Source organism: Pseudoalteromonas luteoviolacea, from assembly GCF_001750165.1.
Classification (GTDB): Bacteria; Pseudomonadota; Gammaproteobacteria; order Enterobacterales; family Alteromonadaceae; genus Pseudoalteromonas; species Pseudoalteromonas luteoviolacea_G.
In genome coordinates this window covers 2,830,389-2,845,992 of record NZ_CP015411.1, presented here as the reverse complement: position 1 = coordinate 2,845,992, position 15,604 = coordinate 2,830,389, and the positions used below count along the sequence as shown (strand labels likewise).

Genomic DNA, 15,604 nt, shown 5'->3' with positions numbered 1-15,604 from the left:
CAATGGTTTATATATTGTATTAATTTTGTTTTCACATAAATGTTAATAGTGCGTCTTTCCTCCGATATTAAATTTTTTATTGGAGAAATGATGTTACATACAGGGGAGTTGGTTGCCGTTAAACAAAGGCAGCTAAAAGGACATAGTGAATTTTGGAAAATTTGGCTTGAAAACAAAGATAAATTATTAAGTTGTTGTCATAGGTGGCTGAGAAATGACAGTGATAAGGTAGAAGATGTTCTTGCGCAAACCTGTGAAAAGGCATTTAGAGCTTATAATCAATCTAATTATACTATTGAGAATGAGTTTGCTTGGTTATGTCGTATAGCACATAACCTATGTATGGATGAGCACCGTGCTAAAGCTAAACATCAAGACATTGTCAATCACGTATCTGAATTACCTGACCACTTTTTCTTCGCCGATAATCAATCCACATCATTAGAAAGCGATCATTGGAACTCTAGCTTGTATACCAGGCTAGTAAATGAAATTTCTATCTTGCCAAAAGATTTACGTCTAGTAATGCAATATAAGTTTATATATGAAATGGAATATCCCGAAATCGCAAGACGCCTTCAGCTATCGCTAGAAAATGTCAGAAAGCGTGTCCAACTTGCAAGAAGACAACTGACAAGTTTAAAAGACGAGTACAGAAAGTATAGTTAATTGGTAGTTGAAAGTCTTTCAGTATATTAATTTAATAATATCATTTAATGGCTAATTATAAGAAAAATAAATTCACGAATATCTAAATGTTACGTTTATAACTTGATAGGTTTTTGAACATAAGCCCAACCTGTAAAGTGGTCTCATTATGTGAGGCCGCTTTTTTCAATTATAAAAATTAATTTTCACAAAAAATATCTATTCCCGTCATTTGGGTATTAAGCCAGTAATTAAAGAAGCCATTGCTTTTTATTACTATTGCCAAAAACAAATTACCGTAATGTTGCTTCATATTGGGAGTGATGTGGCGGAGCGTATCTGGGATTTAAGATGTCAACTATAAGAAACTGGTATGTCGTTTACACCAAACCGAATACAGAGAAAAAATTTGCTGAGCAGGTTTCACGTATTAAAAGTGGTTGTGAAGTTTTCTTACCCTTAGTGATTGAGAAAAAACAGTGGAGTGACCGAATTAAATCTATTGCGAAACCTTTATTTAAATCTTATGTATTTATTTATGTAGATGACTTTGAATATCACCATATAAAGCGACTTAGCGGCTTTGTCGATTATATAAAATTTAATGGAAAGCCGAGTGTCGTGAGCAGTACAGAAATTGCAAAAATTAAAACTGTTATGTCATCAGGCTATCAGTATGAGCCTGTACCTTCGCGGCTAGCCATTGGAAGTAGTGTTGAAATCACGGTAGGGGCACTTAAAGGTTATCAGGGGAAATTAATCGCACGAAAGAACGGCTCTGTTTTTGTCATTGAGATAGAAGGCTTGGATCAAAGCTTAATGATTTCAGTGCCCTCAGATTTGTTGCAGCTGAAGGAGGCATCATGACGCACAGTATATCTCGTCAGAGTATGGAGGCATTGAAAGTACAGTTAACTTGCCATGAAGGCCTTACTCTTAAACCTATCAGAAATGAAAAAGGTGTCTTGATAGTTGGAGTGGGCAGAAAAGTAGAGCATATAGGGATCAGTGAACAAGAAGCAGAATATATGCTTGAAAATGACATTGTAGAAATAGCAAATACTTTATCTCTAAAGGTGCCAATTTTTAATAAATTAAGTCAGCCTCGACAGTTAGTGCTTCTCAATATGGCATTCAGTATTGGTGTTGATGGTTTGATTCGTTTAAAAAAACTATTGGCAGCCTTGTGTGTGGAAGACTTCTCATTAGCTGCGAGTGAGGTTTGGCATTGCGGGTGGACCGATGAGGATGGAGATAGAGCCATGGAACTTGCAATTCAAATGAAGCATGGGTGACTACATGGGTATTCATGAAGACTCACTGAAACTCCAGTTTAATGCTGAAAAGCAACTTTCTTTGATGTTTTTCCAGGTAGGCTTAGGGCTTGCAAATGATGAGGAAGATATACAAGAGCGATTGAAGCTATTTGATGAAGCATTAGTAACGTTAATCAATACGCCTAGGTTTAAGTATGTAGAGCGCACTTTTGCATTGACAGAATATGAAATTAGGCTCATTGCCCTTGTTTATATTCAAACACTTGAGCCAGATATCTTGATGCCGTACATAGGATTGAGCTGGTATGAGCAAGGCCCTATGTTAAGCTTTGATAAGCTATTGTTTCTTTGTCAGCAGGGCTCTAAACGAGAGTTAATTTCGCAAGATGTATTGTGTGGCCAATTGTTCGACTGGCACTTATTGCAATGTTCAAAGCAAAAGTTGCTCACTGAAAGTATTAGCTTGCATATGGAACTTAGGCAATTTTTATATACAGGTCGTGTTACATTGAGTGATGATCATCTGGTAAAGCAGGGCACTTCAAGCACACCAGATGTTGTTTTTACATCATGTTTTAATCCTAAACTTGAATTAAGTAGCTCTGAGCTATGTAGGCTTGATACACATGATCCTCGTATAGCACGTTGGTACACTGAGCAACTTGCCTTGCTATCAGGTGGTGAGTTTGGTTATTTGTCAGATGAGCAAACGCAAAACCTGACTTTGTCAGAAGTAGTGTCTGCTTTAGTTGGTGTAATTCTGAATACCAATTCCAAAAGCCTATTCGTATTTATCGACAAACTTCAATCTACCCGTTTTTTTGCACTCAAAAAAATGATTGAGAGCAGATTGGGTGAAGAAACACGTTTGTATTTTTTTACTCTGTCGCCGCAAACTGACCAAGATAATTGCTTACTGCGTGTTTTAGAGTATCAACCTCCTTCAAACGCGTCCTTGGTAGATGCTTGGCTACGGCTGTCACCAGCACCGAACGAAGTGGATGCACAATGTATTTCCAATAGGTATCCAATACCCGTTTATCGTATGTCAGAGTTGGCTCACGCAGCCACAACAAGAGCAAAAAATAATTCAGAATTTTGGGCTGAGTTACAGTTGATATGTTTAGAAGAACTAAATCGAGGCCCCGAGGAACTGGCGAAATTGTCAGAACCGAGGTTCAAGCTGTCTGACATGGTGTTATCTGAAACTATTAACGACCAACTCTATGAGTTAGTGGGCCGAATTGATAGGCAGGTCGAATTGAAATCCTTACTCCACCGATTTACGCCAGGTTGCAAGGCAATTTTCTGGGGGCGGCCCGGTACTGGAAAATCAATGGCTGCAGAAGCTATAGCGGGTGAACTGCAGCTTCCTTTATATGTTGTCAATTTGGCAAATATAGCCAGTAAATGGATTGGAGAAACGGAAAAACACTTGGCAAAACTGTTTGACCAAGCTCAAAAACATAATGCGGTGTTAATGTTTGATGAAGCAGATGCGGTCTTTGCGAAACGCAGTAACGTTGAATCGAGCCAAGATAAAAATGCCAATATGGGGGTGAGTTATCTATTGCAAAAAATGGAGCAATACTCTGGGCTACTGCTGTTAAGTACTAACTTAAAATCGAATCTAGATGATGCTTTTTTAAGACGTTTTCACAATGTTATCGAGTTTACCATGCCTTCAGTTCAACACAGAGAAGAGATTTGGCGCAGAGTGCTCACGGGTATTTCTAACGATGCATTGGCCAAATCTATTGGGAGTTTGGCGCAAAGGTTTGAATTAAGTGCTGCACAAATTATCAACATCACAGAATCAGCGTTGCTGCAACGTTTGATAGAAGAACATAGCTGTATTGACCCAGATTCACTGGCAAGAGCGCTTAAAAGGGAGCTTGCGAAACAGCATGAAGGGTTCATGGCACAGCATGAAATTAAAGCTTGGTTGCAAGGAAATTAAGATGGACCCAAAAATAGTTTATAACACTCAACAAGCTCTGAAAACGTTTTTGACAGAGCGGATTTTATCTATGAGTAAAGGCTTAGATACAGAATTGGAAGGGGAGATTACGCTCAGCTTTGTTGCACCTGATAAGGCCTTTTATGACAAACAGGTAAATGATGAACCGACAGTAAACTGTTACCTCATAGGTGTGGCAGAAGATACGACTAGAAGACAAAGTGAGCCTCCGAGAAGTTATCTAAATACGGCACAAACCCACAGGGTTTACTACAAAGAACCTCGATTCGTGTCGTTAACATACATGCTTACAGTATGGAGCAAAGCAGAGGCGGGAAGTGCAGAGTTAGAACACATGGTTTTGAGTTATTTACTATGTGGTTTAGGGGCTTATGACTTTTTACCGGAAGAAATTCTTGCAATGTACGGCGTGGAAGATAAGCCTTATGGAATAAGAACTCAGTTGTTTGGTAATGAACATAGTGAAAAAGTCAGCGGGCATGTATGGCAAGCATTAGGGTCCACGCCTAAGCCCACATTACTACTTTCATTATCGGTGCCTGTGCCAGTATTTACACCAGATATACTGCCTGTTATTCAAGATATTGAAACGAATATGGATAATAAATCCGTTTAAATATAACTAGTTTTACCCGCAATATTTTCTTGCCACTCCACCTTCCTCCCTTCGAGTGGCAAGCCCCTTAATACACGACTAATTATCAAAGGTTAACTATGAAACACTCAGAACTGAATACCGAGTTACGCGGTTATTTTGAAAATGGAGACATTCCTACCCAAGAGGAATTTCGTAAGCTCATTGATGCTGCAACTGATAATACGACAACATATAGCTTGCTTGCTCACCTGTTTGGTACCACAGTGGATTGTGCTATTAGTGAGTCCAATCTTGATTTGCAATCTGATTTAACTGAAATTTTAGCACCTTATTCATTAGTAACAGGCGAGCGAGTCATCATATACCTTCAGCAAGATGTGACTCAAAATGGTGTGTATATTTATGATGCATCGCCAGCCGTTAATGCTAATACATTGATTAAGCAAGCAGTCAATGAGTATGAAGGCATGTTAATTAAAGCAAATAGGTCATTGGATGACAGTGCGAGTTACTACCAGTACTTAGTGCAAAATGAAACGAGCCAAAGCTTAAACTGGTATAAAGTAGAAAATTTTGATGTGCCAGAATATTACGCCGAGCATATACAAAATGCGCGTTTTCCCTCAGAAGTTGATTTAACTCAGCAAGGAGACATCGCAGATAGTAAGTTGACTGCTAACTACTTAGTTGGCGATGGTCAAGCCATTACCAACCTAAATAATGCGAACCTTCCAGTTCAGATCGATTTGACACAGGTTGCAAATGACTCAAGTATTACCGCGAAAAATATTATTGGAAATGGCAGTGCATTGACTGAATTGGACGCAGGGCAATTGGCCACCGGACAAGTACCGTCTCAGAGGTTGAACTTTGCACAATTAAACGATTTACAATCTGGGGGCGTAGACAAGATACTCAATGCAGATCATGGGCAATGGTTGAATCAAAAGATAGAGTCGTTAGGGGTGTACTCACTCAATGGTACGGTGATTACTTGTGTTGAAACAATAGCTAATATAGATATCTCAATGCCGCTCAATATGTTAGATGATATTGTATTGCAAGTGGGCGATCTGGTTTTATTAACCGCACAGTATGACCCTTCTGAAAATCAAATCTGGCAAGTTCAGCAGGACAACACATTGGCACTGCCTTCATTGAATATCCCGTTACATCAGGGCCTTGCGTTATCAATTTCAGCGGGTACAGCACACCAACATAAAGTATTTGTATTGGCGTCTCAATTTTTAAATTCTTTTGGCAATAATGAAAATCACTGGCTAGAAACGACACAAGTTGCGCTTGTTGGGGCGGGGCTAAAATCATTAAATAATCAGCTATCTGTCGACATTGCAACACCTGCTGATATCGAAGCCGGTTTGACTGACAAATTATTAGACGCAGCTCAGTTTAAAGCACAGCAGTCATCAGGTTCAGATGCGTTAAAAGCAGACTACAACACTAAAATCACTGTTCAAAAAGAGCGCATTGACAGTATTTTAGAAGCCAGTGATGCCGATGCTGATTCATTCAAAGAAATCGTAGATTTAATCAATTCCGTAGATACTGAGTCTGATCAGGCTTTCGCCAATTATGTATTGACCAATGATGCACGCAGTACACAGATAGAAACAGACCTAACTAATGAGTCCAACACTCGAAGTCAGCAAGTCGCTGCGCTACAGAGCGCTCTTCAGCAAGAGGTGACAGATCGCACAGGTGATTCCGCTAATCGCTATACCAAAACAGAATCGGATCAACGCTTTTTAAAATCAGTGAATACTCAGCTGGTTGGTTCCGTTGATATTACTCAAGCTAATTTCTCTGGCAATATGGCTGTAACGGGTGCGATAACAGCGACAGGTGACGTCACTGCATTTTCTGATGCTCGTTTAAAGTCTGAGGTTAAACCGATTGAAAATGCGTTGACAGCGGTGAACAAACTGGAGGGGGTTACTTTTGAGCGAGCAGATGTTCACTCTGGTAGACGTTATACCGGATTAATAGCACAAAATGTAGAGCAAGTTATGCCTGAAGCTGTCTACGAGCAGGACGAGTATCTGTCCGTTGCTTATGGCAATTTAGTTGGATTGTTAGTTGAAAGTATCAAGGAGCTCAATGAGAAAGTAAAAGGTCTTGAGCAAAAAGTAGTGAAATTTGAGTCTAACTAAAGGGAGTGAAGCACAATGACTTTACAAACAAGTGGACCAATATCTCTTAAAGACATCGGTGACGAATACCGTGATGAACAGCCTTTTGAACTTAGCTTTTTTAGTGAACATGTCACCAAAGTGCCTGGGGATACGATTGCAATTAGTGAGTTTTATGGCAAATCTGCTCAAACGATCCGGTTGCAAGATAAAACGTTTGAAGTATATACGCTGCGAACAGCCATCATTCCGATTGCCAATATCTTAGAGGGCAGCTTTGATGAGTATAGTAATGGCCAAGATCCGGTAAGGTTGATCGACGTACAAACCCCCCAGTTTGGCACAGTGCGCATTGACGGGGCTAACGTTGAGTTTACTTCAAACAGCGCGATAGGCAGCGCGGCGCGTTTTGATTTTGTGGTTGAAAATAGTATTGGGATCCGAAAAACACACTTTGTCACAATGTCTGTTTTAGCGGTACCGCCTATCGTGTGTAACCCTGATACGTTTAGTTTACAACAGGGGGAGTCGATATTTATTAGTAAGCAGCAACTTATTGCTAATGATGAGGATGGCTCTGGTACAGGCTTGTCTTTAGTCAGTGTATCAAATGCACAAGGTGGCACAGCTTCACATAGCGGCGATACAATTACTTTTCTCTCTACTGGTCTTGCAGAGCAACCTGCGCAGTTTAATTATAAAGTGCGTAATGGCCATGGCGTTGAGCAAACCGGAACGGTCTATATCAATATTACTCCATTACCAGAGCTAGAATCTTACGTATACCGTACTCAGCAGCAATCTGATCAAGCAAGGCAAAGCTATAGCCCACCAACGATGCAGGATATATTCAACAATTGGGCGAGGTTTAACGGTAATGAGTACTTCTTAAATAAACAAGATGCAGAAGCCCGTAACAGCTCCAATGCAAAAGCGTGGTTCTACCAAGCCTCTACAGACAGTGTTGTCATGCCGCTTAATGTTTCCCCTTCAAACGGATTTGTATCCGCTGAAAAGGTTGATAATTACACATTAGAGGCGACTCTATCTTCTGATAGTTCTGACAATGACACCATTGGTGTTGTTGCAGCGTTTGTAAGGGAAGGAAGCACCAATTACGTACTTACCATCGTGTTGAATACAGGAGGCACACCGCCTAATGCAACAGGATGTGGCGTGTATTTTGGCTATGTGGGTGTTGGCTCTGGATCGGATAAATTATTAGGGCAGTATAATATCGGAACAGGTGGTGGCTGGAGCAATAAGCGGGTACGTGTAAAGGTGCAGCGCCAAGGGGACATTTTTAAATTCTACGTGACACCCTGGAACCAAACCGGAAACTTCCAATCTGCCAGCGAAATTGTGGTTGATTTAAACGACGATACAGATTTGCATCGCTTTAAAGGTAAACAATCATATGGATATATCACTTACTCTCAACCAAATTCAACCTATCTAGATACAGAGTTACGTGGCGGTTTGGATGTGTCAAAAATATATGATGCACAAAATAACTTTGTTTGGGAATACATTGGTGGTGGTTGGCAAAAAGTGTCAGGCAGTATTCAGAGTCATTTGGGTTATATAAGAAAAGTCTTCAATCCACAAAGCCAAGAGCGCTTTTTAATATCTCAATCTACAGTTACGTACTTGGGGAGCATGGTTGCAGACAACGCTTGGGACAATACAAAAATATTGAATGAAAGCCAAAATATTCTGTCAGGGCAAACACTATCGCACAATGGAGCGCCGGCTGGTCGGCGAATGTTGGCGCTTTATACTAAGGGGAAAGAGGAAAAAAATTATCTAAAAGACAAATCCAGTGTCTCGACCATATCAGCCCATGTACACCACAATAGCAATCCTGGTTTCAATAACATAGGAAACCGTAACTGGTTTGCTGATAACCAAATTGATTTGGCAATAACGGATTTTGTTGGCGGCACTGTGGTATTCGACGGTGGAGTTGTTGGCATAATCACAAGTATTGGCAACGACAATGGCACCAGTGCATTTGTGCATTATCAAGTGACAGATTACCGTCTATTTGAATACATTTCTTAAGTTTCATTCTTAATTTCTTCATTTTTTTCAATCACTGGCTTTACCAAAAATACCCTTACCTCAGGTTTGGGTAACTTGGATAGATTCTAACCCGTTGCGTGATTTTATGCGCGCAACAATTATTAAGGAGGCCTTATGGCTCAAAAAACTCTCTCTGGCATTCTCGCAGCAATTGATGCTGAACAAATTGCGGTGAATATGACGGCAACCAAATCACTTTATCGTTACACCGGCATTATTGACCGTGTGAATAGTGTTAAAAAAGATGCGAATGTCGATTTGACTACCGCAAACAATGACAACTATCTAACCAATACGTTGAACCTTGCTGATGGCGATAAAATCTTACTGACCAAACAATCTACCCCTTCTCAAAACGGTGTATACCAACGGATAGCTGACACACTCAATCAAGTGACATATCCAAATATTGAGCTAGGTAATTTAGTAGAGCTACTTGGCACACCGCCGACGTCGTCAACTGTGTTTTATAAACTTATGGAAGGCGATCAATGGAATGAAGTCACGTTGAGTGACGGTGCGATCGTAGTTTAATCGTTAACTGGCCAAGCTACGCCCTTGGCCATTTTGTATAAAAATGAGGGATGCACATGGCTTTTAAGTACTTAAATGTCAACGCTTTACTCAAGAGAATAGATCAGCACCAGCAATACATTGAAAGGTATATCGGTTTTATCAGTATGGTCGATAGTGTATTTGAAGAACCCATATCCTTGTCACAGCCCATGCCCCCAAGCTATTGGCAATCTCTAGTCTTGTTAACAAGCCAACAGCAACAAATCGAAAATGGTCTGTACCAAATTAGCTCAATTGGAATGTGGCAGCGGCTGTCTATAGAGCTTGAACTTGGCAATATTGTGGCTTTAAAGGAGACTCAAAACAGCTCGAATCGCTATTTTAAGTTAGTTGAACATGGCCCACACAAACAAGCTTGGCAAGCGTTCAGCTTAGATGGGTATGGCGCAATCGATAAGTTTCCTGAGTAATCGTGCGACGGAGTTTACGATGGATAACTCTTTAAGAAAAACGCTTAAATCTTTTTTTAAACGCGGTGCAAAGCCGACGGAATCTCAGTTTGCTAAGTGGCTAGATGCATGTTTTTTGAATGGTGAAGATGGCCTCCAAAGGGGTACCTCATCATTGAAAGTGACAACAGATTTGAAAGTGAGTGGTGATCTCATCGTTGATGGTACATTTTGGTTGGCAAATGAAGATAAGACATCAGAGCAATTAAGTATGGTTGAAAATCGGGATTCGATGCCCGTTGGTGCAATCATATTATGGTCTGGTAAACAAATTCCGACTGGCTACGCTTTATGTGATGGTGAGTTTGGTCGCCCACACCTGAGTGCGCCACAAGAAACGATAAACTTATATTACATAATTAAAACAGTGTGAAAGCACTTAACCCTCAGCGGCTACCATATTTATCAATAATTAAATTTTGCTTCTGTTAATTTAGAAATCCTTACTGCTTGTTATGACGATAAAAAATAAATTAGAAAACATGAATGATATGCTTAATTCACCGAGTTTACAGAGGGGGCGGGTAGAGGGGGCGAAAAAACAAGACTGTTCATTTGACACATCACTGTGGCCAGACTCGCCACAGGGTGCAAATACCGTTGAGAGCTGGCTTAATCAGGCATGGTTAAATACATACACTAAAATGATTTTAGCTTGTTGCCATGACATTATTAGGGAGCAGTATCTAGATACATCAAAGTCGTTGTATATTGTTTTTCCTCATACAGCTGCTTATCAATTTGGTCTATCGTTGCTGTATAAATTGCTTGATAGTATGGATTCACAAGGGCTTAAAGAGGTTAATGTATGTTGTCTTTTTGCTTCATACAACTCTAAGTACAGTGATAAATTGTCTCAGCACCCAGATTTTAGTCATTTTTATAAAAATGGTCATGCGAAAATAATCGCGTGGGATTTTTACAGCGACAAAGAGTTTCCTCAAAAGTGTATTGAAGGGGAATTTTTGGATCTATCGGCAAATCCAGGTATTTTTATTGCAAATGGCTTGTTCTCTCAGCTTCCTCAGCATTTATGCAAATTCCATGGTCAAGCCCTGTATCAGGCCGAGTTCCAGTTATTACAGCAGGACAAAGCAATCGAAAAGAGTGAGTTTGAGAGCAAGTCAAATCCTGAGATGCCGATGTTTTGGAATATTCGTAAAGAAAATAAGGCGGCCTTAACCACTACAAACAAAGATGAGACGCAATCGATAGAGTGCAAATGGCAACTACGTGATAAAAGCGAAATAACGAATAATCTGAGTCCCGGCCTTAGTGTGTGTTTAAATGAAGCACTTGAGCAGAGAATGAACGAAGGCGCAATTAAAACATTTTCTTTGCCGCTTGAAGTTGTATCTATACTTGAAACCGTGAATTTAGCTTTTCCAAAAGGCAGCTTAAGTCTATTAAGTGATTTTGCGCAACAACGTGGATTAACATTGACATGCCCTTTGACTGAAAACACAATGGTTTTACCGTTAGATTTTGAACTTGTCGAGCAGCTTACAAGCCATATAGGCCACGGATATACAGTCCAATTCCCATTTGGTCAAAAAGCCCTGCATGTGTTATTTAGTCAAAACTATAAAAATGATGATTTTCTGTTGACTCGATACCAACTCGAGCAGTGCTGTTTATTAAAAAGCCCTGACTCGGCTGAATACGTTATTGATAGTTTGCATGGTGCGGCTAAGGTACTGACAGAGAGGCAAATACGAGCTCATATAGTACAAAGTGAATATGATCCAAAGGTACTGGCCATTTTCCTGTCACGTCTAATCAGTGAGGGGATCACGTTACAGCACCGTCTTGAGTGGTGTGATTTGCTTAACCGAGTATGGGGAAATTATATCATTTTGTTAGATCATGACGCTTTTGGCTTTGATCTCGGTTTACTTGCGATAGATGTAGGCCATTGGGCGCTGGCTAAAAGTTGTTTTTTAACCTGTATGCAAAGTTGCGGGCCAAGCACCGCCTGCTTACATAACTTTGCAGTAGCAGCGTTCGCGACAGGTGAACTTTTAACTGCGAAACAAAGTTTAGATTTGGCATTAACTTTATCTCCTACAGATAAACAATCAAAACGCCTTGCATCTGATATTGACGCTTATGAATTACGTTGGACTAACTTAGATTGGTGTGACCTGAGTGCTGAAATTGAAAAGCACAATGAAACAGTTGCACTCAAGGTGGTACCTTTGGGAGAGCATCATTTAGCTGAATATTATTTGCAGTATCGTAAGCCGGAAATCTCTGAAAGCTTGCGAGGGGATAAATTCGAGTCGTTTGAGCAGCTTCAAGCACGGTGGCTCAGTTGGCTAGAGGAAGGTAATTCAAATAAGAAAGCGCACTTTGCTATTGTACATGAAGCGGTGGGTTTTGTAGGCGGTATAGTTGTCGACTTTCTTCCCTCTAACCATGCAATACAGGACGAAAGCATTGTAAGTTATGAGCACAGCTTGCATTTATCATTTTGGATTGGATGTGACTATCAACAAAAAGGGTTTGGTAAATCAAGTGTAGCGTTAGTTATTCAATACCTTAGAAACTCGATTGTTTATCAGAATTATACGCATATTGTTACGTCTGCCTGGGCACATAATACCGCTTCTAGAAAGATCTTAAGACAGCTGGGTTTTAAAGAGCTTCAAAAAACCCAACATGAAGGCGTTAAAAGGGAAGTATTTTATTCACTGCAATTACAAAGTGAGTAGTTTATTAGTGACGCCTTTCCTATAAAAGTGTTAGTAATAAAGAGTGTTTTAATATGTTAAGCAAGCCCAAAGAAACCCCTATATCACATATGGCACCTCATCCGAAAAGAGATCAAGTTTGGTACATTGATTTGGTTGACCATTCCATCGAGACGCCAAAAAAAGGCAGTAAAAACCAGCGTGTCAAAATTAAACCGAATATGGTGAAAGTTACTCCCAGTTTTCAAAATAAAGTGGTCATTACGACACATAAAGAACGAGGAGATTTTGAGAAAGGCAAATATGCATTGGCACATAGTGACAAAGCGATTGTTGTTTCATTTCCATTTAAAAAAAATGACTCTTCCGATACTGAATTAAATATTGCCCTTAATAAGGCGAATGATATTCGCGCCATAAAGCGAAATAAAGACGTTTGGGTTGTTGGGGTACCAAATGAAGTAAGATTGCAAAAGTTGGATGGGGGGAAATTACATGAACTTGATGCCGATTTTGGAGAAGAGGAAAAGTTAGCGCAATTTAGTGACGATATGAAAAGTGTTTGGCTAAACTGGGTTCACCCAAGAATTATGCATGATCCAAGTTATGAAATTAATAACCAAAAAGTAACTAAAATTCTGAGTAAAATTGACGGCAAGAAAAACTTGGTGCTTTGGAACAATCGTGTTTCCGATAATAAGGCTGAACAAATTCAAAGGTGGAAGAATGATCTCGATAAAAAAGGTCAATTTAACCCTAAAGGTGATAATCGACACAAGACTAGTCAGAGCGTGTATAGAGAAATTTTGTCTGCTGGAGTCATTGAGAAGACTGATAGGATTGTCATTGCTGGAGATAACTCATCACTGGTCAATAAGCTTAAACAAGACAACCGTATAGAAAAGAATAGTGTTGTAGACTTAACTAGGATGCACCAGAGCGCTTTATTCAGACATATAAAAGACGTTGATGTCGACCATTCAAGACACCATGAAGGGCGCAGGCTGCAACCTCGAACTTTACAGCAAGGGTTTTGGTGGGGCTTAAGCAATCGTTCTCAAAAGGTAGTTCATGTAGGGCTACGCAGTGGCAACATAGAAAACTTAATTGTGATGCCAAACTCTGACGTTTTATCTATCGATACTGTACCTCATGAGTATTTTGGTGTGTTAGAGCTGCGAGGAGGGGCACGTGCTCAAGCGCTTCATGACACAACAAAAGGTAACCAAGATCCAGAACGTAAGAAAAAGTTCGGCCGCTTTCATCGCGATGTTTTACCTCACTCACCAACAGTTATGGGGATGGCTGAAGAGTTCATTCAGGTGATTGAACAAAAAAATTATAAACCTGATGGTGCACATAAAGATACAAATCAAGATAACGATACAAATCAAGATAACGTTTTAATAAAAGAGGTTGATCGACTCGTTAAAGGAATTGTAGAAGCTGGCTTAACAGACTTGGCTCGTTCAAAAAGTCTTAAACAGGAGTTAAAAACATTCATACTTAAAGCCTACAAAACATCTGGTGAACGAGCAGAAAACATTACACGTATTGCAAACACTATTCAGTCTTTTCTATCAGGGAAATAATTCATTCATACTGGTATAAATTGCCCAAGTATAAATTCACATCAAACCAAAAGCTTAGATTTTTTACTGAAGTTAATTCGGTTGCTCGATATTTTTACTGTCACTATTTATTGGTGATAATTCCAATTTTTATAACGCAAGTGAAGGGTTAATATGCAACAAATAAGTGATAAAAAACCTAGTGTTTCTGAACTGAAAAAAAAGAACAAAAATAACTGGGTTCATTTTAATATTCAAATGAGTGGTGACTCTAGAATGGCGATTGCCGGAACAGGCTTGGCTCTAAAAAATGAAACAGATGCTCAAGTCTACAATGGTTTGCTTATTTCTGTGCCTAAGGATACAAATGCAGATATACAAAAAATAGATGACCGACTATATGGCTTGCTTAGCACACACAATGTAAAAGGCAATACATATGTTTACGAAACCGAAGCTTCAAATGTACATGAGAGTCGTACGGAATCTATTAAAACTTGGAGCAATAAATATAAGAAAGATAAAAATCCAGGCGAGGTACCACTTAACGTTTTTCAAACGGGTAAGATTGATCCATTTGTTACCTATTATGAGGGAGCCGGAAATAAGACTTCACTAAAAGATTCATTATATGCCGATTATGGCAGAGACGCTGATGAGTCTGAGCTAGGAAAAAAATTGAAGGCGCGTAATAGTGCTGGAAACCCTGTTTTATGGTTTAAGGGGGATCCTGCAAAATCTGGTTCGAAGAACACTCTGCAAACGGCTAAAACTGAGCATTGGCTCGGTACTGGCGCAGGGAATAACATAATTTCAAAGCTAGATAAAAAACAGCATGCGATAGCTGGTTCTTTAACTACAGATCAAGAAGCTGCTCTGGGTACAAATTTATCTGCTGATACAAACTTTACAGTAAATAAACTAAAAGAAGCAGGTTACGTTTCCATGGGACGTCAGTACGCATTTTTTGGTCAATATAGTGATAAAATGACACATTTTGGTGGCCGAAGTGGCAATTTAGAACCTATTGCATCCATGGGTATTAAAACGGTTTACTTTGAAGAAGCTGGCAACAATCAGGCTGGTAGGGATGTTGGCTTAGGTAAACACCATAATATGAATAAGGTCGTAATAGACGGTGTCGGTAGCATGGCAGGAGTGATATCTAAGTCATTGGGCTGGATGGATTTTGACGGGAACTGGCGGGCGACCACCACACCTGAACAGCAGTTATACCTTGAGAACATCATAAAAACCTGGATGGAGCTTGATACGGTTTCTGTCAGCAATCGCAAAACCTTCATTGATGATTATGTAATTGGCCAAGATAAGGATAAAAGTTTAGAAGACAATAGTAAGAAATATTTACAGCAACTTAAAAAGAATAAAACGCCCCTGGCCGATTTGGAAAAACAAGTTATGTCAGACTCTGATGCGTCTAAGATAGTTGCTGCTTTATAATGTAGTAGTGTTTAATCATTCCTAGTTGTTACTCTAAAAAATCGCACTGCCTTTTCCTTACCTCGGCTATATCGATAGCAACTACATCCTTGCCTCATTTTCTATTTCCTATCCT

General features: G+C 39.7%; 13 protein-coding genes. All 13 read left to right on the top strand.

Annotated features, from left to right (window positions below):
- The first annotated feature begins 87 nt into the window (after nt 1-87).
- The 13 genes from S4054249_RS12030 to S4054249_RS11970 all read left to right on the top strand — a co-directional run bounded on the left by S4054249_RS12030 (nt 88) and on the right by S4054249_RS11970 (nt 15,489).
- Nucleotides 88-669, top strand: a complete 582-nt coding sequence (locus tag S4054249_RS12030; protein WP_046356231.1) for an RNA polymerase sigma factor — start codon at nt 88-90, stop codon at nt 667-669.
- 330 nt (nt 670-999) lie between these two features.
- Nucleotides 1,000-1,515, top strand: a complete 516-nt coding sequence (locus S4054249_RS12025) for a UpxY family transcription antiterminator (protein ID WP_046356232.1) — start codon at nt 1,000-1,002, stop codon at nt 1,513-1,515.
- Complete coding sequence (locus S4054249_RS12020) at nt 1,512-1,943, top strand: glycoside hydrolase family protein (RefSeq protein WP_052960970.1); 432 nt, start codon at nt 1,512-1,514, stop codon at nt 1,941-1,943. Before S4054249_RS12025 ends, S4054249_RS12020 begins: the two co-directional genes overlap by 4 nt.
- A gap of 4 nt (nt 1,944-1,947) precedes the next feature.
- Nucleotides 1,948-3,885: an ATP-binding protein gene (locus tag S4054249_RS12015; protein ID WP_046356298.1), complete on the top strand. Its 1,938-nt coding sequence runs from the start codon at nt 1,948-1,950 to the stop codon at nt 3,883-3,885.
- A gap of 1 nt (nt 3,886) precedes the next feature.
- Nucleotides 3,887-4,522, top strand: a complete 636-nt coding sequence (locus tag S4054249_RS12010) for a Pvc16 family protein (RefSeq protein WP_046356233.1) — start codon at nt 3,887-3,889, stop codon at nt 4,520-4,522.
- A gap of 98 nt (nt 4,523-4,620) precedes the next feature.
- Nucleotides 4,621-6,675 carry a tail fiber domain-containing protein gene (locus S4054249_RS12005; RefSeq protein WP_052960971.1) on the top strand — a complete coding sequence of 685 codons (2,055 nt, stop codon included), beginning with the start codon at nt 4,621-4,623 and terminating at the stop codon, nt 6,673-6,675.
- A 15-nt stretch (nt 6,676-6,690) separates the two neighbouring features.
- On the top strand, nt 6,691-8,718 hold the full coding sequence (locus S4054249_RS12000; protein ID WP_046356234.1) for an Ig-like domain-containing protein: 2,028 nt from the start codon (nt 6,691-6,693) through the stop codon (nt 8,716-8,718).
- A gap of 135 nt (nt 8,719-8,853) precedes the next feature.
- Nucleotides 8,854-9,273 carry a hypothetical protein gene (locus S4054249_RS11995; RefSeq protein WP_046356235.1) on the top strand — a complete coding sequence of 140 codons (420 nt, stop codon included), beginning with the start codon at nt 8,854-8,856 and terminating at the stop codon, nt 9,271-9,273.
- A 56-nt stretch (nt 9,274-9,329) separates the two neighbouring features.
- A complete protein-coding gene (locus S4054249_RS11990; RefSeq protein ID WP_046356236.1) occupies nt 9,330-9,725 on the top strand; it encodes a hypothetical protein in 396 nt (131 codons plus the stop codon).
- A gap of 19 nt (nt 9,726-9,744) precedes the next feature.
- Nucleotides 9,745-10,137 carry a tail fiber protein gene (locus S4054249_RS11985; protein ID WP_046356237.1) on the top strand — a complete coding sequence of 131 codons (393 nt, stop codon included), beginning with the start codon at nt 9,745-9,747 and terminating at the stop codon, nt 10,135-10,137.
- Between the two features lie 82 nt (nt 10,138-10,219).
- On the top strand, nt 10,220-12,478 hold the full coding sequence (locus S4054249_RS11980) for a GNAT family N-acetyltransferase (protein ID WP_046356238.1): 2,259 nt from the start codon (nt 10,220-10,222) through the stop codon (nt 12,476-12,478).
- Between the two features lie 53 nt (nt 12,479-12,531).
- Nucleotides 12,532-14,049 carry a hypothetical protein gene (locus tag S4054249_RS11975; RefSeq protein ID WP_046356239.1) on the top strand — a complete coding sequence of 506 codons (1,518 nt, stop codon included), beginning with the start codon at nt 12,532-12,534 and terminating at the stop codon, nt 14,047-14,049.
- A gap of 153 nt (nt 14,050-14,202) precedes the next feature.
- Nucleotides 14,203-15,489 (top strand): hypothetical protein, encoded by a 1,287-nt coding sequence (locus S4054249_RS11970; protein WP_046356240.1) that lies wholly within the window; start codon nt 14,203-14,205, stop codon nt 15,487-15,489.
- Nucleotides 15,490-15,604 lie beyond the last annotated feature (115 nt).